The following is a 22,373-nucleotide window of genomic DNA, read 5'->3' as shown; positions in this document are numbered from 1 at the left end:
ATGCGGCCGTGCCGGTCGATGCGCACGAACAGTGGCCTCTCGGTACGGGGCCGTCCTCACCCATTGCGGCGATCAGCGTGCGCACGGCCCGTACAGGGCCCCGCGGTCATCACCCGTCTCGCTCAAGCCGCCCTCGTCCTACTCCAGCTCGAACGTGATCGCACCGCCTGAACGAAGGTCACCAACCGTCACGAGGCATTACCGAGAACGGCTCACTGAGACGGCCCCGGTGGCGGACGGCCGACGGAGGAGCTAGCCGCTGCTATTCGGCGTCGTCGGCGCGGAGGGTGAGGTCCAGGAGACCGGGGAAGCGGGCGTCGAACTCCTCGCGGCGCAGCCGGTTGAGCCGTTTGGGGCCCTGGTCGCGCTGCTCGACCAGACCGGCGTCGCGCAGGACCGAGAAGTGGTGGCTCTTTGCGGCCCGGCCGACCGGTACGTCGAAGTTGCTGCAGCTGAGCGCCCAGTCGGGGTGGCTCGCCAGGTCGCGGACCAACTGGATGCGTACGGGATCCGCGAGCGCGGACAGAGCGGTGAGAAGCGGGACATCGTCGGGGTGCGTGTGCACGGGCGCCGCACGGTGCCCTCCGCATTCAGCCTGGTCCGACATCTTTCTTCCTCCTCCGCGACCCAGTGTTCGATGCCCATCATACAGTGCTAGTGTTCGCTTCTGATTGAACACTCATGGGAGGGGTTTACGCATGCGCGCGGTCGAGTTCCAGGAGTACGGCGGTCCCGAGGTACTGCGGATCGTCGAGGCCCCGACGCCCGAGCCGGGGCCGGGCCAGGTGACCATCGATGCCGTCTGGGCGGGAGTGAACTTCGCGGACGTGAAGGCGCGTGCCAACGGGTACCGAGTGGCGTCGCTGCCCCACCGTCCGGGCTTGGACGTCTCCGGGCGCATCCGGGCGGTCGGGGAGGGCGTCGAGGGTCTGCGGGTGGGTCAGGAGGTCGCCGCGCTCGTCGACGGCGGCGGCTACGCCGAGGTCGTGCTCGCGGAGGCCGCGACGGTCTTCCCGTTGCCCGACGGGCTGGACCTGCGGACCGCGGCCACGCTGCCGACCGTGCTGCCGACCGCGTACGCCCTGGTCCACGAGGTGGGGCGACTGCGGGCCGGGGAAAGCGTGCTGGTGCACGGCGCGGCGGGAGGCGTCGGCACGGCGGTCGGGCAACTGGCCCGGGCGGCGGGCGCCGGCGCGGTGTACGGGGTGGCCTCCAGCGACGCCAAGGCCGACTACGCACTCAAGCACGGCTACGACGAGGTGTTCCGGCCCGACACCTTCGAAACGGACGTCCGCCGGGCGACCGGCGGCAGGGGCGTCGACCTGGTCCTGGACCCGGTGGGCGGCGACACACTGCGCCGCGGCCTGGAGGCACTGGCCGTCTTCGGGCGCCTGGTGTCCTTCGGCAACGCCGGCGGCGCCGAGCCCTGGCGGGCCGGGCAGGACGAGCTGTACGCGCAGGGCCGCTCCGTCGGGGGCTTCTCCGCGCTCGCCCTCGCCCAGTCCGCCCCCGACGCCCTGCGTGCGCTCACCGAACGCGCCCTGCGCACCGTCTGCGACGGAGCGGTCGTCCTTCCCGTCACCGCCGAGTTCCCCCTCTCGGACGCGGCCGACGCACACCAGCTCATCGGCGGACGCACGTCCACCGGCAAGCTGCTGCTGCGCATCACCGACTGACCGCCGACTGCCGCACACGACGGGCCGCGACGCGGGACCATCCCGCCGGTCACCCGCCAGGAGCCACAGGCCCGGGGCGCATGCCGTGCCCCGGGCCTCAAGGACGCGGCCCCAGGAAGGCAGCAACACCGCACGCCCCACAGTTTCTCCACCGTCGAGGGAAAGCTGGCTGTCCGCGCACTGCCTCGTGCTGGCCGGTGTGTACGGAATCCGGTTCGGCTCAGCCTTCGCCCCCCCGGCGCCTATCCCCAGGCAGAGACCGCCGACTTGGCGATGAGTCAGGTTTCCTGCGTGCTGCGTAGGGTGGTTTCGGGCGCGGCGCGAGTGTCGCTGTTCGTTGCGCAGCGCGAGGAGGCGATCGGTGCGCGTCACTGCATGCCAGACGGCCCGCCCCCGATGCACGTGGAAGCGGGCCGTATGCGTATCACGGCCCAACCAGCGCCGGTACCGTTTCGACGGTAGTAATCCGCCACCAGCAGCGCCCGGTCCGCCAGCGGCAGCCGCCACGGTCGGCCGCCACCGGGGCCGTTACCACCCCGCTCACGCACGACCTTCAGCAGCCGCTCGCACTGCCTCATCCGAAGTCCGGTGAACGTCTCCCCCCAACGCCTCAGCCCGCAACACCCCACCGATGCAGGGGAAATGCCCGACCCACGACGTTCTGCCAATGGCTGGTCCAGGGCTCCGGCGGATCAAAATCCGGGTGCGGATGAGCCGGCTCGCACTCGTATACTCGTGCGAGCTCATGGAGGGGGAGGTGGAGACAGTGAAGCTTGCTGAGGCACTGGCAGAACGTGCGGAGGCGACGCGCCGTGTGGAACAGCTGCGAGCGCGCGTCGTCAGCAGTGCGCGGTACCAGGAAGGGGAGACACCCGCCGAGGACGCAGCTCAGCTGTTGGCTGAGGCCGGTGAGGTGCTGAACGCTCTGGAAACGCTGATTCGGCGGATCAACCGGACCAATGCCACCGTGGAGATGGGTCCGGACGGCACACTCACCGATGCCCTCGCCCGCCGGGACGTCCTGCGGTTGCGTCACTCCGTGGTCACCGCAGCGGCGGACGCGGCGGCGGGTAAGGGCGAGCGGGGATACGGCCGGCAGCTTCGGTCCGAGTTGATGATGCTTTCCGCGCTTCCGGTCGCGGAACTACGCGGTCAGGCGGATGCACTCGCCCGGGAGATCCGCGAGGTCGATGTGCGGATCCAGCGTACGAACTGGGAGGTCGATCTGCTGGATTGAGCAGTCCAGTCGGCTGGGACGATGTGGAGCAGGTAGCAGCTTCGGAGGCGTGCACACACCGAGGGCTGGCGGTTTTCCAGCCCACTCCTGGTGCGTGAAGAGCAACGCGGGGGTTCGACTCCCCATCAACAGTGCAGCTCAGCATCGCGTACAGGTAAAGGTGCACATCGCACAGCACATCACCACGTGCAGATCCGAGGCGGCGAGGGCGGGTTCGGGGCTTTCCACATCGCAGCACAAGGGAGAGCAGGGAGAGCGGTGATCTCCGGCGGCTCCTGTTGGCGATCTTGGCGGTGGTCCTCTCATCTCTCGCGAACAAGACTTCCGCGAAACCAGGTCGTTTGAGAGCGCCGGCCACAGGCGGTCTCAAACGACCTGGCAACCGCGCCGGTCAGCATCCCACCGCACGCCGGACGCAGTGCGAGAGGACGTCAGCCGATGAGCTTGCCGGGACTGCTGATGCCGAGGAACGGGGCGGCTCCGTTGAGGTTGCCGCCTCCTGCGCGTCGGATGAGGAAGACGGACGCGCTGTGGGGCGGAGCCGGATGCGCTGCGGGGCGGAGCATCTTGGGAAGCGCCGCAGCACGCAGCACATGCTCAGGGGCCGCCTGCGGCGCCACGATCCACGGTGAGGAACTCCAGCCGCCCCCGGATCGGCCCCACCCGTTCGCGCGGTCTGTTTGCGGGACGTGAGTGAGGCGTTTCCGAAACGTCAGTGGCTCCGGGAAGAGTGGTGTCCACACCGCGGGAACGACCTGAGAAAAATCCCGCACGAAAAGCAGGGGGAACCCGATCATGCGTACTTCCCGGATTCGTACCGCCACCCTGGCCGCCGTCACCGCCGTGCTGGCGCTGGGCCTGACCGCCTGCGGCGGCGCCGACGGCGGCTCGAAGGCGGCGGGCGCCGACAACGCCGCCGGTTCCGCGCAGAGCCGGTCCGCGTCCAACGGGGACGGCAAGGGTGGCGCGGAGCGGGCCTTCAGCGCCGGTGACGCCAAGGAGGGCGCACGCTCGACGACCGCCTCGGGTGGGAAGGGCAAGGTCACGAGCCAGGGCACGACGGCCGGCACTCGGCAGTGCCGCGGCGACGAGATGCTGCTCACCGCTGTGCACCGGTTCGCCGGGCAGCAGGGCGACCATCTGCTGGTCACCGCGTCGAACGAGGGCACCAAGCCATGCTGGGTGACCTCGTACCCGGCTGTGAAGCTCGGCGGCGACGTCGACGGCGCCGCACTGCCGCACGCGAAGAAGGACAACCCGGGCGGCGACAAGCACATCACGCTCCAGCCCGGCGGCAAGGCATACAGCGCGGTGAACCTCTTCGACTACGGCTCGAAGAACCACACGGCGCAGTCGTTCGCCCTGGCGCTGCGCGGCGCGGACGGTCACGACGGACCCTTCTATTCCGTTGACATCAAGGGCGACAAGCCGCAGTTCAGCTGGAACGAGGCCGACGTGCTGAACTGGAACACCAAGAAGCCGTACGACTTCTGACGGCCCGTCGGCCAGTGACGCGTCGTCCCGGCGCGCCGGAACGCGCGTCCCGCACTCCGTCGGCGCGGAGGCCCGTCGGCTGTTCGATGAGCAGACGGCGTCCCGGCCCCACTGAACGCTGTTGCCGTCTGAGGGCTCAGGCGTGTGGTTCCGCCCCGAGGCAGGCTTCCAGCTCGACGCGCCAGTACGGGGGCAGGTGGTCGCCGAGTGGGGTCTGCCGCGGGCTGTGCTCGCCGTCGCAGATCCAGCTCCGCTCGTCCACGTCGAACGTCCACGGCTGGGCGCCCCACATCGGGTGGCCTCCGAGCAGGCGCCGCGCCAGCGGCTCGCACGCGTCGGGGGCGCCCTGGGAGATCAGCGCCTCGGCGACAGCGCCCACCGCCTCCGCAGGGGCTGCGGAGTCGCCCAGCACGGGCAGGAGCAGCAGCAGACGAGCATGCGGATCGGTCGCACCCACCGCTCCGTCGGGAGCTTGGAGGATCGCGGCGAGCTCCGGCCAGCACAGACCCGGACCGATGCGGTCCTGGTCCGTGCTGGCCATGACCACATCGGGGCTGCCCGGGTGGACCGGGAAGTGGTCCGTGCTCGTGTACTCCTCGCCGCTGGTGTAGTGCACGACGATCGAGAACCCACCCTCGATCGGGACTTGGAACATCGGCCAGGCCGATGTGTCGTGCAGGCACTCCAGCATGGCGCCGGCATCGGCGCCGTCCACGCCGAAGGCCTCCGGCGACTCGCCCTCGCACAGGTCGGCCAGGTGCGCTGCCCAGAATCCAGGCTCGCCCAGCAGCGGGAGACCCTCCATAACGGGAGCCGAGGAGTACCGGTGCCGTGCCATCGCCATGCCGCGATTTCTGGCGTACGAAGATCCGCTCCGTTCGCCCGCCCCGGCTAGGCGTGGTCGATGAGGGTCTGAACGCCGTCGAGGATGCGGTCGAGGCCGAACTCCAGGGGGTCGACGGTGTCGGGTGCGAAGGCGCCTGCGGCAATGGCGTTGGTCAGGGCGGGGAACCGTGCGGCGTGCCGCTCGAGCAGTTCGCCGGTGAGGCGGTTCCACTCCTGGTTGTGCTCCTCGTCGAAGTCGACCGACTGCTCTGCGTGGGTGCGCACGAGGCCGGCGACGAGCACGAAGATCCGATGCTGCTGGGACGCCGACAGCCCGGTCGGTTCCAGGGCCGCGAGTGCCGCGTCCAGCCAGCCGAGCTGGTTGGGGCCCATGAGCTGACGGCGCATCGCGGTGGCCGCCAGTAGCCAGGGGTGGGCCCGGTAGATCTTCGCGGACTGACGGGCCCACTCCGCGATCTGGGGCCGCCAGCCGTCTCCCGCCGCCGACAGGTCAGGGGCCTGGGCGGTGATCGACTCGACCATCAGCTCGACCAGTTCGTCCTTGCCGGGCACGTAGCGGTACAGGGCCATCGCCGAGACATCGAACTCGGCGGCGACCCTGCTCATGGACACGGCATCCAGACCCTCGGCGTCAGCGAGCGCCACGGCCGCCTCGGCGATGCGGTGGGGGGTGAGGCTCGGCTTGGGCCCTCGGGTCGGCCGGTCCTGCTCTCCCCACAGCAGCGCGATACGCGCGCGCAGGTCACGCGCCTTCTCCTTGGCCATGCGGCCCTCCCACTCGACAGCGGTCGGCAGCACCGGTTGACACCGCCTCGGAACTGTATATACCTTAAACAGAACTGCTGACGTGCTAAACAGTTTAGGGGGAACACTCATGCTTGGTGCCATAGCCACCGCATCCGCCGCCGTCCTCACCGCTCCGGCCGCCGGACTCCTGGGCTACCGGCAGCTCAAGCGCACCGCCAACGCCAAGCGGCTGCGCATCACCACCCCGAACGGCATCGACGAGTCCGGGTTCGTCCGCATCGGCGGCATCGACCAGTGGGTCTCCATCCGCGGCGAGGACCGCAACAACCCGGTGATCCTGGAGATCCTCGGCGGCCCCGGGGCGTCCAACCTCATCTTCATCCCCCGCACCCGCGACTGGGAGCGGCACTTCACGATCGTGCGCTGGGACATGCGCGGTGCCGGCTTCACCTTCGCTGCCACCGGCCCCGCAGAGCAGGGCGAGATGCGTCTCGACCGGCTCTACCACGACTCCCTGGAGGTCACCGAGCACATCCGCGCCCGGCTCGGCGTGGCGAAGGTCCTCCTGGTTGCCAATTCCTTCGGCACCGTCCTCGGTCTGCGCCTGGCCCGCAACCACCCCGAGCTGTACGCCGCCTATGTCGGCACCGACCAGAACGTCATCGCCGGCGGGCGCGAACGCTCGGCCTACCACGCACTCGTGGCACGACTCCGGCAGGCGAACAAGGAGAAGGAGCTGACCGCCGTCCTCGCCATGGGCGCCGACAAGGCGGCATGGAGTGTCGAGCAGCAGTCGCAGTACAACAAGCTCGTCCTCACCACCGACCCGCTGTCCTACGACACCATGAAGACCGTGGTGATCCGCTCACTGTGGTTCTCGCCGCTCCACACGCTGCGTGGCCTGCGCGCCTACCTGAAGGCCATGACCTTCTCCGAGTCGCTCGCGCGCGAAACCGTCGCCATCGACGAGTGGGCCGAAGGCACCACGTTCCCACTCCCCTTCTTCATCTTCCAAGGCGACGGCGACGTCCTCACCCCGCCCGGACCGGCCAAGCAGCTCTTCGACGACGTCACCGCCCCGGTCAAGGACTTCGCACTCATCCAGAACGCCAGCCACTTCGCGTCATTCCGCCACCCCGACCAGTTCCTCGACCTGATGCTCACCAAGGTCCGCCCGGTAGTCACCGGCGAACCGATCACCGGGTGACGCGCCCGGCTCGCTCGGGGAGGAGTCGGCCGCCGTGCTGCTCGCGGACGGCTCCTTCCACGAGACGGACTCCTGGCCGAGCGCCTACCGCATCGGTGCGGAGCAGGCCGGCCGGGCTGCGCTCATCGGCCATGGGCGTGGACCGAACGGGTGCATCCTGAGCCGGTCGGCGGAGGTGGGCCGCTGTGATCGCGATCTTGCCTCGGCCGCCGGCTGCAGCTGTCGCGCTCCTGACCCGAGCAATCTCCCTGCGACCTCAGGTTGGGGAATCCGCCGAGCATGCGGGCGGAACCCTCTGGGGTAGTGGTAAACCTTCCCCGGCTGAGGTGGGGGACCTCGACCGCACGGACGACGGCCTCGCCGCGGCCACCGCACACGTCGGAAACGCCAGGTCGGGGAGGCGGGGGTAAGGCTCGCAGACGCCGTTGCATCCGCACTCGTACCCCCAGTGCACTGAGCCGCGCGGCGAGGTTCGCTGCCTACCGCCAAAAAATATTGCCAGTGCTGTGGGTCCGGCCTGCGTAAAGTCTCATCGGGTGAGAGATCTTCGCCTGTTGCCCAAGGCCCATCTGCATACCCACCTGGAAAGTACGGTGCGTCCCCACACCATTCGCGAGCTGGGAGGCGAGCCGCCTGCTCAGGATCGACCCTTTCACCACTTCCGCGAGTTCGCCGACCAGCGGGCCGCGGTTCGCGACCTGCTGCGTGAGTATCGGCATTTCCGGCGTATCGCTGAGGAGTTCTGCGAGGACGAGGCGGCACAGGGGGTCCGCTACGCGGAGGTCACCTTCACCGCGGCCGCTCACGGCGAGCGCCTGGAGGATCCGGAGATGCCGCTGGAAGCGGTGCTGGAGGGACTGGCCCTCGGCGCGGAGCGGTACGGGATCCAGACCCGGGTGATCCTGGACCATTCGCGCCGACGCTCGACCGAACGGCTGTGGCGCAGCCTCAAGTTGGCCACCCGCCACGCGCAGGTGGTCGCCATCGGCGTTGCGGGAGACGAGGCCTACCCGGCGGCACCCTTTGGCGAGGTGTTCCAAGTCGCTCGCGAGGCGGGCCTGCACCTGGTGCACCACGCAGGGGAGACGGCCGGCCCGGCCAGCGTGTGGGAGGCATTGACCGTGGGGCATGCGGAGCGGATCGGTCACGGCATCTGCGTGCTGGAAGACCCCGATCTGGTCTCCGAGTTGCGTGCACGCCGTGTCCCGCTGGAGGTCTGCCCCTCCTCCAACGTCCTGCTCGGGCTGGTGCCGTCGCTGACGGAACACCCCTTGCCGCGCCTGATCGAGGCCGGTTTGACGGTCACCCTGAACACCGATGGTGAGACGCCGCTGTTGGCTGAGTACCAGCGCGTTCGGGAGACCTTTGGGTACGGCGACACCGAGCTGGCGAGTCTGGCCCGCTCCACGGTCGACGCCAGCTTCGCTCCTGCATTGCTGAAGGCACAGATCAGTGACGAGATCGATCGCTGGCTGCAGGATCGGCCTGCGAGTAGCGACTGCGCGGCGTCCCCTCCCGCTTCCGTATGAAGTGCAGAGAACGGTGTTCGCCTTCGGCGGCCAGGAAGCCTTCTTCGAAGGCACGTCCACGCGCTGCGGACCCTTGGCAGTATCCCGCGAAGCAAGGTCCGCTACGCCGAGCGCGTGCCGCTAGGCGCCTGCGGCCGGGGTCGGCTGGGGTGTGTCGGTGGGTCGCCGCTGTTCGGCGTCGACGATCCGGGACAGCCGCGGTACGCGGGACCGGAGCAACACCATGACCACAAGGATCAGAGCGATCCCCGGCACCTTCTGCAGCCCGTCGGCCTGGCTCACCGGGAACGCATGGACGATCACGACGTTCAGTACGGCGTAGCCGAACATCGCCGCGGCGATCGTGGCGCTGAGCCGACGGTGGGTGGACCGCATCTGGGGGGAGTTGTGCCAGCTGCGTTCGTACGCCGCGGCCCGCTCCGGGTCTCCCTTGGTGGCCATCGGCGTGGCTCCGGTGTAGGTGAGCGGGCGGCCGCACCAGCAGGAGAGCAGAAAGACAGCGGCGGCGACGGTGAGGTAGACGGTGGGGCGCAGCAGTGCCAGCCGGGCGTCGCCGGTGGCGGTCAGCAATGCGGTCGTCGCGGCCAGTTCGGCGATGACGAGGAGGCCGAGCGCGTCCACACGCCGTCTGCGGATCATGCGGGGAACGGCGTATCCGGCGGTGGCAGCGCAGGCGGCGATCAGTGCGGGGGCATCGGCGACGCCGAGCCAGTGCAGCAGGTAGTAGACGATGGTCGGAACGATCAGGTCGAGCAGGGTGGGCAGTAGGGCCCGCAGAGTCCTGAGCATCAGTGGTTCTCCTTCTCGGCATGGCGGATCGTTTCGGCGAACCGCTCGCCGTAGCGCAGCGACTCCGCCACGGCGGCGAAGCCGTACTGGCGCATTTCGGTTTCGTACGCGGCCACAGCCGGTACCAGAGGGGCGGGATGGCGGACGGCGGCGAGTTTGTCCGCGAGCACGGCCGCGTCGCGCAGCGCGGTGTTGGCGCCGGTGCCGCCGGCCGGCGACATCGGATGGATCGCGTCGCCGAGCAGGGTGACCCGGCCGGTCTGCCAGGTGGGCGGCCGGCCGGCGACGTGTACCTTCTGGACGAAGCAGTCCTCGGGATCGGCCTCTCGCACCGCCTGGTGTACTGCGGGGTGCCACTCGGCGGTCGCGGCGACCGCGTACCGATGCAGCTCGGCCGAGGACGCGGTGCGCCACGGCTCGTCGCTGCCGAACGATTGCTCGCTGAGCACCCACATCAGGTAGTCGGATTCCGGGTCCAGCGACACTGCCGGCGTCACCGCGGCGGCGGCTTCCAGGTGCGGTCGGCGGGGGCGGTAGGCCCCCAGGATCCCGATGTGGCCGCTCCGGGCGACCGTCACCGCGACCCGGTCGAAGAGCGGCGCCGGCAGCTGGTCCCGCAGTGCCGGGAGCAGTGCATGCGGTGGTCGAACACGCCGACCCGGGCCCGCGCCTCGTCGTTGGAGGTGGCCAGGTACAGCCGGAACAGTTCGGGCGGCAGGCAGGCGGCGAGGGCGTCGCCGCCCACGCGGTTGATGTTGATCCGGTATCCCCGCCGGTCCGCCCGCAGCGACGGTGTCCGCTCGAAGACCGTTACGGCCGCGCCGACTTGGCGCAGCGCCTGGGCGAGGGCGAGGCCGCCCACGCCCGCGCCGGCGATCAGTACCCGTAATGTCACGCTGCCCCCCATGGTCATGCGCTTTTGACGGTTGTTCTTGGGTCGTGTGTTCCGCTGTTCCGCCGAGTGCTCACCGGTCCAGGTGGGGGTGGCCCATCTTTTCCCGGGATTCCTCGAACCTGGTCAGCAACTCAGTCAGGGTTCGTACGTCCGCGGCGTCCCAGTCGGCGAGAAAAGCCGTGAAACGGTCGAGGCCCTGCTCGTTCAGCCGGTCGAGTTCGCGGCGTCCGGAGTCGGTGAGCGTGACGATGCTGGAGCGGCGGTCCGCCGGGTCGGTCGTCAGTGTCACATGGCCGGCCTGCTGAAGCGTCCGCAGTTGGTGGGTGACGGCCGATCGGTGCACGTCCAGGGCGGAGGCAATGTCCGACGGATGCACCGCCTTGTCCGGGACCTCCCGCTCCGCCCAGCCGAGCACTTGGAGGACGGTGAGGGAGGCCGCCTCCGGAATCCTGCGTCGGGCGCGTTCCAGACTGGCGGCCACCGTGTTCACCGTGAATGCCAGCTGCGCCACGTCATCTCTGCTTGGTCGCATGCCATCAACGTAATCTAGTTGATTAATTTAATCAACTAGTTGGCGTGGCGGGACGGCCTGGGCCACCCTCACACCGGCTACTGGCCGAACACGACACTCGCCCTCTGGTGATGTCCGCCTTCGGCCATCCTCGACCCGGCCGGCAGGGGAGGGCCGCATGACCGGCGACAGGTCGGTCGGCCTGGTGTTGGCTGTGCTGTCTTCGGTTCAACGCACGTTCAATGATCAGGGATCTGAGCGGTGATCAGGACATCCTCCTGCTCTGATGGACTACGCAGGCAGGGCCGGCGGCGTAGGCAAACTGACGCCCCGCTGCTGGGTGGCGGAGGTGGGTCAGAGTTCGTACGCGGTGTCGTGCTTTGGCTGATACAGCCCGATGGTGCCCGCTCCCGGCACGGCAATGGTGGTGACCGAGCCCCAGCGCTGTTCGGTGATGTCCGTGGTGAACTCGACGCCCTTGGCCTTCAAATCCGCGACCGTGGCGGCGAGGTCGTCGCACATCAGGAACAGTTCGATGACACCGGCGGCGTGCGGGTCGGTCGGGTGTACAGCCAGCTCACCCGGCGGGCTCTTGAAGAGGAGCCAGCCGTCTCCGGCATCGACGTGCGGGAGCCCAAGCACATCGCGGAAGAAGGCGCGTGCCGCCTCGGCGTCGCTCGCATAGATGATCGTGTGCGCACCGTTGATCACCTGCCCAAGTCCTTTCTCGGAGAAGCGCTCCACCCGGTGCAGAGCGTCACGGCGATCCTCCCGCGCGCCACGGTGCGTAAACCGCCCATCCGATGGTCCTGCCTTTAGGCGTCGACGGTGCAGGATCGAGTCGTCGGACGGTGCGAGCACCCGCGCATGAGCAGAGGTGCCGGCGAAGGGCCAGCTGACCCCTGCCGCTACCTGGCTTCGACGGCCAGCCGCCCCGATGGGCTGCTGGCCTGGGGACTCAGCCGAACCGACCGGCAGTGGAAGCGGATGCTTCGCCGGCTGCGGTGCTTTCGCGGGCGGTGGCAAGAGAAGTTGCTCGGGCGGGCTGTACCGGGGACATGGAGGCATTGGCCCGTACACCTACACCGGTCATCGAGTCGGGGTCGGGTTGGTCGCACCGCTGCATTCTGGATCATCTGATCCCGCCGTACGCCATAGAGACCGGGATCCGTATGACAGGACCTCAATCGAGGATGTGCCGCAGGTAGGACTGCGGGTCGGCGAGATAGCGGCGCCAGTGGTCAACCAGGGTGAGTTCGTCCCAGGCCACCCGGCGCATGCCGTGCTCGCCGACCTCGATGATGTCTGCACCCGGCAGCGCGGTCAGCAGCGGAGAGTGGGTGGCGCAGATTACCTGACCCCCGGCCTTCGTCAGCTGGTCGATATGGCCGAGCAGTTCCAGGCAGGAGGCGAAGGAAAGCGCTGCCTCCGGCTCGTCCATCACATACAGCCCCGGCTCGAGGAATTTTCCTCGGAACGCGGCAAGGAAGCCCTCCCCATGGCTGACGAAATCCGGTGCGAACCCTTCCCGGTCCAGCGCGTCCAGGGCTGTCTCGGCGCGCAGGAAGAACCCTTTGCGGGCGGACCAGCTGCCCAGCATGCGCCGCCCTCGCGGCGCGGCGTCGAAGCGCATTCTCTCGCCCAGCACCGATTTGGGACGGTGACTGGCATAGCGCCAGTCGTGCGAGCCGCCCCAGGAGTCCAGACCGAATCCCTCCGCGAGGGCCTCGATCAGGGTCGATTTGCCGGAACCGTTCTCACCAACGAGAAACGTTACCGGCGCGGTGAAGCGCAGTCCGTCTGCCAGAAGCCCACGCACACAGGGCACGTTCCAGGGCCACTCCTCGTCCTCCTGTGAAGCCACATGTGCGTACATACGTTCGATGATCATGCGGCGAGTCTCCCATAGAGCAGGTCAACAAGACATAACGACGGAGAGCCGGAGCAGTGCAATGCCTTGCGATCGCCATCCGTCGCGGAACCAGCAGACGACGGAGCGGGCGGCAGCTGCCTGCAGGTACGGTTACGACATGGACGCCCGCCGCCAGCCGAGTCTTGATGAGGTCGAAGAGCGCTTCGTTGCGCTTGCTGAGGGCCGGCTGACCCGGGACGAGGTCGACCGCTGGGCCGCGCGATGGATGGCCGACGACGGGCATGACTGGGACGACACTTCCTGGTGGGCGCTGAGCCTTCTCCACGGAATCGACCTTCCCGCGGCCGAGAGCGGCGGCTACCTGCACGACGACGAGCAGGTACGGGCGTGGCTCGCCGAGCTGAGGAAACGCCGGGCTATGTGACGCGGCCGCACCAGCTCCCGGCACCGATCACGGCCAGAACGCCCGACACGAGCGTCTATGAGAGGTCGTCAACAGGCAAACGCTGCCTGGCGCGACACCAGCGAGGCAGGACCGTAACCCAGTCACCGGCACCATTCGGGAAGACAATGGATTGGCTTTGCTACGGCGGGTCGCGATGAGCTCACGGACCAGGCTGCCGGCCAGCGGTGTGGGGAGAATGATCGGCGAGGTGCCGAACGTGATGGAGACGGAGTCGTCGTTGATGTGGACGTCGTCGACGGTGAGTTGGCTGATGGTGGCGATCTTCTCTGCGCAGAGGATGAGCAGCAACCCGCACGACTTCACCCAGGGCGGAACGCCGTTCCCTTCCTTCGGCGCCCCGGATCCCTAGGCTGAAGGGGTGAGCACTCATGCGCCGAACGAAGCCCGCGTCATCCCTCTGCGCCCGCAGACCTCGCCGCCCGGTTCCGGTGGGGCGACCCGAGCCCCGCAGCGACCGGCGGCAGCCCCACAGACACCCGCGCCCAGGGAACCCCTGTGGCGCGACCTCGTCGGCGATGTGCTGCGGCGCGAGCGGCTCGCCCAGGAGCGCACGCTGAAGGACGTCGCGGAGTCGGCCCGGATCTCGATGCCGTACCTGTCGGAGCTGGAGCGCGGACGCAAGGAGGCCTCCTCCGAGGTGCTCGCGGCCGCCGCCCAGGCCCTCGGGCTCGGCCTCGCCGACCTGCTCTCGCTCGCCCAGGACGGGCTGGCCCGGCACGCCCGGAGCCGGGTGGGCAGGAGCCGCACATCGCCCACGGCGCAGTACGACGGCCTCTGCCTCGCCGCCTGACCGGACCGACAGCCGGCACAAAGCCGGTACGACGGAACCGGCCGGTACGACGGAGGCGCACCACCGCCGTACCGGCCGGCTCGCCGGACCTTGGGCCACGGCCGCGCGGGGCCAGACCGGGTCAGAGCGGGTCAGACGAACGCGAGCCGTCGGCTCAGCACCTCGTCGGCGAGCCCGTAGGCGACGGCCTCCTCGGCGGTGAGCACCTTGTCCCGGTCCATGTCCGCGCGCAGCGTCGCCACGTCGTGCTGCGTGTGCCGGGACAGGACCTCCTCCACCTGCGAGCGGATGCGGGCCATCTCCTTGGCCGCGAGACTGAGGTCGGAGACCGTCCCCTGCCGGCCGCCGCTGGCCGGCTGGCCGAGCAGTACCCGCGCGTGCTGGAGCACGAACCGTCGCCCGGGATCTCCGCCGGCCAGCAGCACCGCCGCCGTCGACGCCGCCTGACCGACGCAGAACGTGGAGATCGGCGCCTGCACGAACGTCATCGTGTCGTAGATCGCCATCAGCGAAGTGAACGATCCTCCGGGGGAGTTGAGATAGATCGAGATCTCGCGTTCCGGGTTCGCCGACTCCAGATGCAGGAGTTGCGCGATGACCACGTTGGCGACCCCGTCGTCGATCTCGGTGCCGAGGAAGACGATCCGCTCGTTCAGCAGCCGGCTGAAGACGTCGTAGGACCGCTCACCCTGCGCGGTCCGCTCGATGACGTAGGGAACCGTGTACGACCCCATGTCACAACCCCATCCGTCGGCGTGACCCGGCCGGGCGGATGTCGGCGAGCGACTCCACCACCCGGTCCACGATCCCGTACTCCCTGGCCTGCTCGGCCGTGAACCAGCGGTCCCGGTCGCCGTCCCGCGCGATCGTCTCCTGGCTCTGCCCGGTGTGCTCGGCGGTGATCCGCTCGACGGCCTTCTTGGTGAACTCCAGGTTCTCCGCCTGGATCTCGATGTCCGCCGCGGTGCCACCGATACCCGCCGAGGGCTGGTGCATCATGATCCGCGCGTTCGGCAGCGCCAACCGCTTGCCGGGCGCCCCCACGGTGAGGAGGAACTGGCCCATACTGGCGGCGAACCCCATCGCCAGCGTCGAGACGTCGTTCGGGATGAGCCGCATGGTGTCGTAGATGGCGAGACCTGCGGTGACCGACCCGCCAGGGCTGTTGATGTACAGGCTGATGTCGGTGCGCGGGTCCTCCGCCGACAGCAGCAGCAGTTGCGCGCACACCCGGTTGGCCGACACGTCGTCGACCTGCGTGCCGAGGACGACGATCCGCTGGGCGAGCAACTGTGCCGCGAGATGGTCGTCGAAGCGGCTGGGCGGTGTGTCGCCCTCTTCCGCACGGGGCGGGAGGGTGGTGAGTGAAGTCATCTGGTCTCCATTGCTTTGCCGAGGCAGAAATGCCATCGACTCCACTGTTGACCTCGGAAGACCCCCGGAGGCGGTTTCTCTGCCCACCGCAGATTCGCCACGGGCAGAGCTGACGGCTCGGCCTTTCTCGCGCAGCTGCCGGAAGAAGGCTCGTACGTCTCCATCAGCTGGCCCGGCTCCTCCAAGGCCCGGAAACGCCCGCTCCGTTCTCACTCCGTCCGGCGCACCATGTTCTCCGTCTGCTCCGCCATGTGACGCAGTGGCACCTGCAGTTCAGCCGGACATGGCGAGCGCGGTCGGCGCGCCTGCGGTCTGGATCGACGGAGAGAAGCGACCGACGAGATCCTGGCCAGACCATGTCGGCCGCCAGGTCCTCGCCCGGCAGATCGCCCGCACTCAGCGGGCCGGGAAGCTGTAGGTGTAGCCCTGGGCGTCCAGCTGATCCAGCAGCTTGGCGAGCGCTGCGACGGTCTGCGAGCGGTCGCCACCGCCGTCGTGCATCAGGATGATCGAGCCCGGGTGCAGGTTCCGGTTGATGTTCTGCAGGATGCCCGGGACGCCCCGTCGCTTCCAGTCGTCGGAGTCGTCGCTCCAGCCGATCGGTCGAAGTCCGTGCTGAGCGGCGATGTTTCGGATGGCGGGTTTGAAGTCGCCGCCGGGTGCGCGGTAGTACCAGAGTTTGGCCGAGGGGCCGGCTGCGTCGGAAATCTCCCGCTGGGCGTCGGCTATCTCGTGGATGTTGTAGTCCAGGGGCATGCGGCTCTGTCGCTCGTTGTGGTGCACGGAGTGGTCGCACAGCCGGTCACCGGCGGCGACTATCGACTTCGTGAGGTAGGGGTAGCGCTGTGCGTTCGGGCCTATCTCGCAGAACGTGGCCTTGGCATGGTGTTGGGCAAGTAGCGCCAGTACCTTCGGCGTCCAGCGCGGGTCCGGGCCGTCATCGAAGGTCAGCGCGACCGATCTGCCGCCGTCCTGGGTGCCGAACTGGAGCAGCGCGTTGTTCACCGTGAATCCGCGCGACGAGCCGGTGGAAGCGCTGCCCGGGCCGCTCGGCGCGGCGGCGGCTGAGGAGGAGGGAGCGGCTGAGGAGGAGGGGGCGGCGGGCGACGAGGATGACGGCGCGGCGCTCGATGCCGAGGACGACGCGCTGTGCGACGTGGTCGGGGACGGGGAGGCCGAGCCGGTGGCGACGCTGGACCGGGGAGCTGAGACGGATGACGGCCCGGCTGCCGACGACGTCTGCGCCGCATGCGCTCCGAACGTCGCCAGGGTGGCTCCGGTGAGCGCCACCGCAACGGCGGCTGCCGTTTTCTTCGCACTGGTCAATGCCACAGCAGGTCCCTCCAACGGCACCCCGGCGGGCATGCCAGTTCAGCGGTGATAGGTGGTGGTGTCCACACACGGCAGGGGTGGGGGAGCGGGCTGCGCGGTGGTCATCGTGGGCTCAGGCCGCGGTGATGGATGCGGCGGCCGATGCGCTTGCTCCTGGTTCGACCACTCCGTGTGACGGGCCGGACGCAAATAGTCCGTTTTGTGTGCTATGTGGGATAACTGTAGGGGAATCCACAGTCGCAACCCAGGGGCTCGGGGTGTGATCTGCGTCCCGCTCGGACCTGGCCGCCACGGTGAGCGGCCGGTCCGCCCGCCGACCGCCGGTCTGCCGGCTCGCGCCGGGCGGTTTCCACGACTTTCTCCGGCGCGGCGCGGCGGTGCTTGGACGAGCCGCCCGCTCTTGGGGCCGGGATATGGCTGGCGGCTTGGGGCTGGGGCTCGTCGTGTGACCTGGTAGGGCTGCGGTTCGTTATGTCGGGGCGACGCGGCGTGGGCCTGGTGCACGTACGGCGGGCAGGTCGTCTCTGATTTGGTCGCCCGTGAGTGCGTCGGCTGGCAAGCGACGGTAGTGGTGCAGCAGAGCGGCTATCCGTTCGGGCTCGGTGTCTACGGCAGTGACGAGAGCGGCCAGGAGTTCGGCGCGGGAGGCGCGTTCGCCGACGGCGACAGCTGCACGGACGGCGTCGCTGTAGCGGCGACGGATGAGGCGGGCGGGGTCGCCGCCGACGATGCCGTAGTCGGCGACGTCGACGACGACGGAGCCGGACGTGATGGGATCGCTCCGTGGCCGATGCGGACGCCGGGCATCACCGTGGACGGGTAGCCGCACCAGACGTCATGGCCGACGACGGTGTCGCCCCGCCTGTCCAGGCCGGTGATGAGGTCGAGGTGTTCGGCCCAGGAGCCGCCCATCATGGGGAAGGGGAACATCGAGGGGCCGTCCGTGATCGACTGTCGTACGATCACGACCGCGGTGGCCCGGTGGGTCTTTGCTGCGGTACCGGGCTGGCCCCCGCCCCGGTTCAGGCGGATTCGAGGATCGGGCGGATCTCGAGGGTCTCCGGGGTGGGGAGGCTCTTGGCCAGTTCGACGGCTTCCTCTCGGTCGGCCACCTCGATGATGAACCAGCCGCCGAGGGTCTCCTCGTCGGCCTGCGCGGGCCCGTCGGTCACCGCTGATGTCCCGCCGGCCGTTTTGCGCACCGTCGCGGGCGTGATGTGCTCGGTCTCCAGAGCCTCGCCGCCGACCAGCTTCCCGGCCGCCGCGATGCTGCCGATCCAGCTTTCGTATTCCTTGCGGTAAGCCGCCCGGTCGGCCTGGATCCGGCGGCGTGACTCGTCCGTTTCGAAGATCACGAGTGCGTATTTCATGGAGGCGCCTTTCCGACCGCCGTACGGGCGGTCTCTGCTGGTGCTGTGTGAGGGGCAGTCTGGTCAGGTGGTGCTGTCCGCTGGGGCGATGCGGGCGAGTGCGCCGATCTCCAATGCGGTCCACACGGCGCCGTCGGGACCGAGGGCGATGCCGTGCGGTTCGGAGTGAAGGGTGGGCAGGTCGTGGACAGTGAGGGTGCCGTCGGGCGTGATAGTGCCGACGCGGTTGCCTCCCCATTCGGTGAACCATGCGGTGCCGTCGCTGTCGACGGTGACGGCGTGGGGTCGGGCGGTGCGGTCGGGCAGCGGGAACTCGGTGATCTGGCCGTCGGGAGTGATCCGTCCGAGCTGACCGGCGGCGATCTCGACGAACCACAGCGCGCCGTCCGGGCCGGGGGTGATGACGGTCGGCCCGCAGGTGGGGTCGAGCCGGTGGCTCGTCGGCTCCTCGCCGGGGACGAGCCGACCGATTTCGCCACTGTGGACGAGGGTGAACCACAGCGCGCCGTCCGGCCCCGTCGTGAGGGCGTAGGGTCCGGCCGCGCTGTCGGCCACCGCGTGCTCTTCGATGGATACCTGGTTCACAGGGGCTTCCCCAAACCGTGCTCGGTGGCGATGCGGGCGATGTCGTCCGGGGTACCGGACATGATGGTGCGGGCGTGTTCGGTGACGAGGTCGGCGGGCCAGTCCCACCAGGCGGCGCGCAGCAGTTGATCGACGTCGGCGTCGCTGAACCGTTGCCGGATCGGTCGGGCCGGGTTGCCGCCGACGATCGTGTAGGGCGGAACGTCGGCGGTGACCATCGCGCCGGCGGCGATGATCGCGCCGTCGCCGATGCGTACGCCGGGCATGACGGTCACCTGGTGACCGAACCAGACATCATTGCCGATCACCGTGTCACCGCGACTGGGCATGGACGTGACGATGTCCAGGGTCTCCTCGGTCCAGCGGCCGCCGAACATGGTGAACGGGAACGTGGACACCCCCATCGTCGGATGCTCCGCACCCGCCATCAGGAACTTGGTTCCCGTGGCGATCGCGCAGTACCTGCCGATGACCAGACGCTCGGGGCCGTACGCGTACAGGACGTTGAGGTGCTCGAACCCGGTCGCGCCGGCCGGGTCGTCGTAGTAGGTGTACTCGCCCACGACGATCTTCGGCGAGGTGACCAGTGGTTTGAGGAACACCACCCGGTCATGCGCCGGCAGTGGGTGAACGGCATGAGGATCAGGCGACAACATACGGTCCTTCGGGGCTGTGGCCGATGGCCTTCGGGATGGGGTCGTCCGCGGTTTGGCGCGGTCGGTCAGGCAGGTTCGGATGGGGTGGCCCACTCGACGAACTGGATGACGACTCCGTTCGGGTCCTTGATCTGGAACAGCCGCTCGCCCCAAGGCTCTTCACGCAGCGGCATGGTGATGTCGACACCCTCGGCGCGCAGTCGCTTCTCCTCGTCTTCGATACCGGTGCTGGTGAAGGCGAGAATCAGGCCGGCGGCGTGCTGGTCGCGCTGGTCGGCCGGCAGCACGTCGGTGCCACGTGCGAGCAGGACGATGTCCACCGCGGCGTCGCCGCGCGTCAGGGAGGCGAACCCCTCGGCGGCGGCCTGCTCGACATAGCCGAGGTGGCTGGTGAAGAAGCGCTGGGACGCGGCGACGTCGTCGACGGTGAGCGAGACGGTGGACGCGGTGATCTGCAAGATGGTTCTCCTCATGGATTCTTCGCGCAGCCCGTCGCCGCTGGTAGGCGCGGCGGTCGGGCGTGAACGTCGGTGGGGGTGTGGGCCGTTGACCTCCGCGTCGCGGCGCTGGCGCCTTGTCTGCGCCGTCAGGCACAGAGGTGATCGGCTGTCGTTCTCAGGGAGTGCCGAACCAGTCGCTGAGGGCTTCTCGCAGCGCGGGTACGGCACTGTCGGCCGGTTCGTCGATGGTCGTGGCCCAGGCGATGTGGGCGTCCGGACGGATCAGCAGGACATCGGCCGGTCGATCGTCGGTTGTGGCGGTGTGGATCTCGACGTGCTGTTTCCAGTCTTGGGCCCTCTCGCGGAGTTCCGGGCGGTCGGCGAGGTCCAGGAGGAGGGGTCGTGCGGTGTGCATGAGTTCGGCCACGCTGGTGGTGCCCTGGTCGGTGTGCAGCGTGAGGTCGGGCGCGAAGGTGCCCGCCAACGAGTGGTGGTGGGAGCCGGACATCGGATAGCGGATGTCGGATCCGGCGACAAGAGCTCCCATACGGCGCAACGGCTGCTCGTCCACGAGCAGTTCCTGGAAGACCTCGCGAAGCGCTTCGGCGGCCGGGTCGTGCCCCCGCCGCAGGGCCACCTGGGCTTGGGTGTGCAGCATGGTGCGCTCGCCGGCGAGGCGGCGTTCGTCGTGGTACGTGTCCAGCAGACCGGTCGGTGCCCAGCCGTGGACGTCGGCGGCCAGCTTCCAGGCCAGGTTGACCGCGTCGAGCATGCCGGCGTTGAGCGCCACACCGGTGGCGGGGAACAGGTGCGCCGCGTCGCCGGCCAGCAGGATCCGCCCGTCGCGGTAGCGATCGGCCTGCCGGGCCTTGAAGGTGAAGCGCGACAGCCGAAGCGGTTCCCCCACGGGCAGGTCCGCGCCGAGCACGCGGCGGACGCTGTCCTGGAGTTCGGCGACGGTCATGGGGGTGTCGTCGTCGTATTCGGTGCTCTCGTCTTCGATGGTGTAGAGGGAGACCACCTTGGAGTCCGGCGACGCGCCGAGTCCGAACAATCCCTGGTCGGTCCGGGTGAAACCGGCGCGGATCGCGCCGAAGCCGGGAACGTCGAGATCGCCGTTGCCGAGCACGGTCACCGTGTCGGGCAGGGTGATCTGGGCCAGCCGGTTGACCTCCGGGTAGGCGGTGCCGGGGAACGGAATGCCGGCCCGGTCACGGACCCGGCTGCGTGCACCGTCGCACCCCACCAGGTAGCGACCGGTCACCCGGTACGGCCCGTCCGGGCCACGGACGTCCACGATCACCGCGGCGTCGTCCTGGCTCACCCCGGTCACCTCGTGCCCGCGGCGGACGTCGACACCGAGTTCGCCGGCGCGGTCCTCGAGCAGTCGCTCAAGCCGAGGTTGCGGCAGCGGCAGGGCGTGCATCGGCGGATCCGTCAGCCGGGTGAGGTCCACATGCACACCGCCGAACGGAAACCGGGGAGCCGGAACGGGATCGGTGCAGGCCGCTTCCAAGCGTTCCAACAAGCCGCGGTAGCCCAGCAGTTGCAGGATCTGCCCACCGAGTCCACCGGCCTTCGGGGTGTCCCGGCGCTGCGGCTGCCGCTCCAGCACCAGCGGTCGCACACCAGCCAACCGCAGTTCAGCGGCCAACATCAGGCCGGTCGGGCCGGCCCCCGCAACGATCACATCGGCGTCCATCACTGGCCACTTCTCTCGCAGTTTTTCGATGGCTGACTTGGCAGGGCAGACCGGCACGGCACGGGCCGTGCCGCCATCGGAAGTGTGATCAACAGGCTGCCTTCTGTCAATACGGCACGTGCCGTGCCGTTAAGGTGGTGGCATGACCGATAGCCGCGCCAGTCGTCACGACAACCGAACCGAAGCGATCATGAGGGCCGCACTCGACCTGGCCCTGGAAGTCGGCTACGCCAAGCTCAGCATCGAGGCGGTCGCGACCAGGGCCGGCGTCGGCAAACACACGGTCTACCGCCGCTGGTCCTCCCGTGGCCTGCTCTTCCTCGACGCGGTCCTCAGCCTGAACACCGGGGGTCTGAGCCACCCCAACACCGGCGACGTCGTCGCCGACCTGCGCGAGACGATGAACAAGGCTGTCAACCTGCTGGCCCAACCCCCTTGGGGTCCGCTGTATCGGGCCCTCATCGGCGAAGCGCAGCACGATCCCGAGGTCGCCGCCGCGCTCAACCGGCGTTTCATCGAGCCGCAGACCGCTGACACCCTGGCTCGCCTCAAGGCGGCCAAGGATCAGGGCGAAATCGCGCCCGACTTCGATCTTGGCCTGGCCTTCGACATCCTGTCCGGCCCGCTGTACTACAGACTCCTCATCACGCAGCAGCCGATCACGGACGACTACATCGACCGTGTCCTACAAGCGGTCTTCGCCGGGATGAGCCCCAGGCCACAAACGCGCTAGAGGGTGTTGCCCGTGCGGGGCTGAACTGTCCCCTGACGGCGAGCTTTGGCCGTCCGCCTTCGTATGCATGCCGCCTTACCGCGCCGTCGAGTCAGCGCGACGCGACCATTGCCGGTAAACG

At 69.0% G+C, this 22,373-nt stretch carries 27 protein-coding genes and 2 pseudogenes; 10 read left to right on the top strand and 19 right to left on the bottom strand.

Features of this window, described 5'->3' with window-relative positions; genetic code table 11:
- Positions 1-262 precede the first annotated feature (262 nt).
- Positions 263-607 (bottom strand): ArsR/SmtB family transcription factor, encoded by a 345-nt coding sequence (locus B1H19_RS00480; RefSeq protein ID WP_083102302.1) that lies wholly within the window; start codon positions 605-607, stop codon positions 263-265.
- Positions 608-698: 91 nt separating this feature from the next.
- Between B1H19_RS00480 and B1H19_RS00475 the strand changes: the two genes are divergently transcribed.
- Complete coding sequence (locus B1H19_RS00475; protein WP_083102301.1) at positions 699-1,676, top strand: quinone oxidoreductase family protein; 978 nt, start codon at positions 699-701, stop codon at positions 1,674-1,676.
- A 398-nt stretch (positions 1,677-2,074) separates the two neighbouring features.
- On the opposite strand, the pseudogene B1H19_RS40685 reads toward B1H19_RS00475, so the two are convergent.
- Positions 2,075-2,309: pseudogene (locus tag B1H19_RS40685) on the bottom strand (IS5/IS1182 family transposase); the annotation flags it as partial.
- 133 nt (positions 2,310-2,442) lie between these two features.
- Between B1H19_RS40685 and B1H19_RS00465 the strand changes: the two are divergent.
- Entirely contained in the window at positions 2,443-2,913 is a 471-nt protein-coding gene (locus B1H19_RS00465) for a DIP1984 family protein (RefSeq protein WP_083109337.1), read from the top strand.
- Between the two features lie 795 nt (positions 2,914-3,708).
- Entirely contained in the window at positions 3,709-4,407 is a 699-nt protein-coding gene (locus tag B1H19_RS00460; RefSeq protein ID WP_083102299.1) for a DUF4232 domain-containing protein, read from the top strand.
- A 136-nt stretch (positions 4,408-4,543) separates the two neighbouring features.
- Here B1H19_RS00460 and B1H19_RS00455 read toward each other — a convergent pair whose 3' ends face one another.
- Positions 4,544-5,251: a hypothetical protein gene (locus tag B1H19_RS00455; protein WP_159027901.1), complete on the bottom strand. Its 708-nt coding sequence runs from the start codon at positions 5,249-5,251 to the stop codon at positions 4,544-4,546.
- Positions 5,252-5,298: 47 nt separating this feature from the next.
- Positions 5,299-6,051: a TetR/AcrR family transcriptional regulator gene (locus B1H19_RS00450; protein WP_237288958.1), complete on the bottom strand. Its 753-nt coding sequence runs from the start codon at positions 6,049-6,051 to the stop codon at positions 5,299-5,301.
- A 76-nt stretch (positions 6,052-6,127) separates the two neighbouring features.
- Between B1H19_RS00450 and B1H19_RS00445 the strand changes: the two genes are divergently transcribed.
- Positions 6,128-7,207, top strand: a complete 1,080-nt coding sequence (locus B1H19_RS00445; protein ID WP_083102297.1) for an alpha/beta fold hydrolase — start codon at positions 6,128-6,130, stop codon at positions 7,205-7,207.
- Positions 7,208-7,743: 536 nt separating this feature from the next.
- Positions 7,744-8,736 carry an adenosine deaminase gene (add, locus tag B1H19_RS00440; protein WP_237288955.1) on the top strand — a complete coding sequence of 331 codons (993 nt, stop codon included), beginning with the start codon at positions 7,744-7,746 and terminating at the stop codon, positions 8,734-8,736.
- Positions 8,737-8,856: 120 nt separating this feature from the next.
- On the opposite strand, the gene B1H19_RS00435 is transcribed toward add, so the two are convergent.
- From B1H19_RS00435 to B1H19_RS00410, 6 genes are all read right to left on the bottom strand, one after another.
- On the bottom strand, positions 8,857-9,525 hold the full coding sequence (locus B1H19_RS00435) for a VC0807 family protein (RefSeq protein WP_083102295.1): 669 nt from the start codon (positions 9,523-9,525) through the stop codon (positions 8,857-8,859).
- The gene (locus tag B1H19_RS00430) at positions 9,525-10,103 is read right to left on the bottom strand and encodes an FAD-dependent oxidoreductase (RefSeq protein ID WP_083102294.1); all 579 of its coding nucleotides are present in this window, start codon (positions 10,101-10,103) and stop codon (positions 9,525-9,527) included. Before B1H19_RS00430 ends, B1H19_RS00435 begins: the two co-directional genes overlap by 1 nt.
- A complete protein-coding gene (locus B1H19_RS00425) occupies positions 10,100-10,438 on the bottom strand; it encodes an NAD(P)-binding protein (protein WP_083102293.1) in 339 nt (112 codons plus the stop codon). The genes B1H19_RS00430 and B1H19_RS00425 overlap by 4 nt, the downstream gene beginning before the upstream one ends.
- A 52-nt stretch (positions 10,439-10,490) precedes the next feature.
- Positions 10,491-10,952 (bottom strand): MarR family winged helix-turn-helix transcriptional regulator, encoded by a 462-nt coding sequence (locus B1H19_RS00420; RefSeq protein WP_083102292.1) that lies wholly within the window; start codon positions 10,950-10,952, stop codon positions 10,491-10,493.
- 333 nt (positions 10,953-11,285) lie between these two features.
- Complete coding sequence (locus B1H19_RS00415) at positions 11,286-11,675, bottom strand: VOC family protein (protein WP_237288953.1); 390 nt, start codon at positions 11,673-11,675, stop codon at positions 11,286-11,288.
- 439 nt (positions 11,676-12,114) lie between these two features.
- Entirely contained in the window at positions 12,115-12,822 is a 708-nt protein-coding gene (locus B1H19_RS00410; RefSeq protein ID WP_083102290.1) for an AAA family ATPase, read from the bottom strand.
- A 139-nt stretch (positions 12,823-12,961) separates the two neighbouring features.
- Between B1H19_RS00410 and B1H19_RS00405 the strand changes: the two genes are divergently transcribed.
- The 3 genes from B1H19_RS00405 to B1H19_RS00395 all read left to right on the top strand — a co-directional run bounded on the left by B1H19_RS00405 (position 12,962) and on the right by B1H19_RS00395 (position 14,060).
- Positions 12,962-13,228, top strand: a complete 267-nt coding sequence (locus tag B1H19_RS00405) for a hypothetical protein (RefSeq protein ID WP_083102289.1) — start codon at positions 12,962-12,964, stop codon at positions 13,226-13,228.
- Positions 13,229-13,445: 217 nt separating this feature from the next.
- Entirely contained in the window at positions 13,446-13,619 is a 174-nt protein-coding gene (locus tag B1H19_RS38410) for a hypothetical protein (protein WP_159027900.1), read from the top strand.
- 9 nt (positions 13,620-13,628) lie between these two features.
- Entirely contained in the window at positions 13,629-14,060 is a 432-nt protein-coding gene (locus B1H19_RS00395) for a helix-turn-helix domain-containing protein (RefSeq protein ID WP_083102288.1), read from the top strand.
- A 131-nt stretch (positions 14,061-14,191) separates the two neighbouring features.
- Here B1H19_RS00395 and B1H19_RS00390 read toward each other — a convergent pair whose 3' ends face one another.
- The 3 genes from B1H19_RS00390 to B1H19_RS00380 form a co-directional block, all read right to left on the bottom strand.
- On the bottom strand, positions 14,192-14,794 hold the full coding sequence (locus B1H19_RS00390) for a ClpP family protease (RefSeq protein ID WP_030064138.1): 603 nt from the start codon (positions 14,792-14,794) through the stop codon (positions 14,192-14,194).
- A 1-nt stretch (position 14,795) separates the two neighbouring features.
- Entirely contained in the window at positions 14,796-15,434 is a 639-nt protein-coding gene (locus tag B1H19_RS00385; RefSeq protein WP_083102287.1) for a ClpP family protease, read from the bottom strand.
- A 396-nt stretch (positions 15,435-15,830) separates the two neighbouring features.
- Positions 15,831-16,439, bottom strand: a complete 609-nt coding sequence (locus B1H19_RS00380; RefSeq protein WP_083102286.1) for a polysaccharide deacetylase family protein — start codon at positions 16,437-16,439, stop codon at positions 15,831-15,833.
- On the opposite strand from B1H19_RS00380, the gene B1H19_RS00375 reads away from it, so the two are divergent.
- Positions 16,432-16,815 (top strand): hypothetical protein, encoded by a 384-nt coding sequence (locus tag B1H19_RS00375; RefSeq protein WP_159027899.1) that lies wholly within the window; start codon positions 16,432-16,434, stop codon positions 16,813-16,815. The two genes, B1H19_RS00380 and B1H19_RS00375, sit on opposite strands and share 8 nt — an antisense overlap.
- A 420-nt stretch (positions 16,816-17,235) precedes the next feature.
- Here the strand turns inward: B1H19_RS00375 and B1H19_RS40680 are convergent.
- The 6 genes and pseudogenes from B1H19_RS40680 to B1H19_RS00345 all read right to left on the bottom strand — a co-directional run.
- Positions 17,236-17,708, bottom strand: a pseudogene (locus B1H19_RS40680) (LbetaH domain-containing protein); the annotation flags it as partial.
- A gap of 80 nt (positions 17,709-17,788) precedes the next feature.
- The gene (locus B1H19_RS00365; RefSeq protein ID WP_083102284.1) at positions 17,789-18,136 is read right to left on the bottom strand and encodes a YciI family protein; all 348 of its coding nucleotides are present in this window, start codon (positions 18,134-18,136) and stop codon (positions 17,789-17,791) included.
- 63 nt (positions 18,137-18,199) lie between these two features.
- Complete coding sequence (locus B1H19_RS00360; RefSeq protein ID WP_083102283.1) at positions 18,200-18,721, bottom strand: Vgb family protein; 522 nt, start codon at positions 18,719-18,721, stop codon at positions 18,200-18,202.
- A complete protein-coding gene (locus B1H19_RS00355; protein ID WP_203237058.1) occupies positions 18,718-19,377 on the bottom strand; it encodes a CatB-related O-acetyltransferase in 660 nt (219 codons plus the stop codon). The genes B1H19_RS00360 and B1H19_RS00355 overlap by 4 nt, the downstream gene beginning before the upstream one ends.
- A 65-nt stretch (positions 19,378-19,442) precedes the next feature.
- Positions 19,443-19,835, bottom strand: a complete 393-nt coding sequence (locus B1H19_RS00350; protein WP_083102282.1) for a VOC family protein — start codon at positions 19,833-19,835, stop codon at positions 19,443-19,445.
- Positions 19,836-19,992: 157 nt separating this feature from the next.
- Positions 19,993-21,519: an FAD-dependent monooxygenase gene (locus tag B1H19_RS00345; RefSeq protein WP_083102281.1), complete on the bottom strand. Its 1,527-nt coding sequence runs from the start codon at positions 21,517-21,519 to the stop codon at positions 19,993-19,995.
- A gap of 142 nt (positions 21,520-21,661) precedes the next feature.
- Between B1H19_RS00345 and B1H19_RS00340 the strand changes: the two genes are divergently transcribed.
- Positions 21,662-22,252 (top strand): TetR/AcrR family transcriptional regulator, encoded by a 591-nt coding sequence (locus B1H19_RS00340; protein ID WP_083102280.1) that lies wholly within the window; start codon positions 21,662-21,664, stop codon positions 22,250-22,252.
- The last annotated feature ends 121 nt before the right edge of the window (positions 22,253-22,373 follow it).

The sequence above is a fragment of the Streptomyces gilvosporeus genome, from assembly GCF_002082195.1.
In the GTDB taxonomy this organism is placed as follows: domain Bacteria; phylum Actinomycetota; class Actinomycetes; order Streptomycetales; family Streptomycetaceae; genus Streptomyces; species Streptomyces gilvosporeus.
Note: the sequence above shows the minus strand (reverse complement) of the source record. Positions and strands in the feature narration are given on the sequence as shown.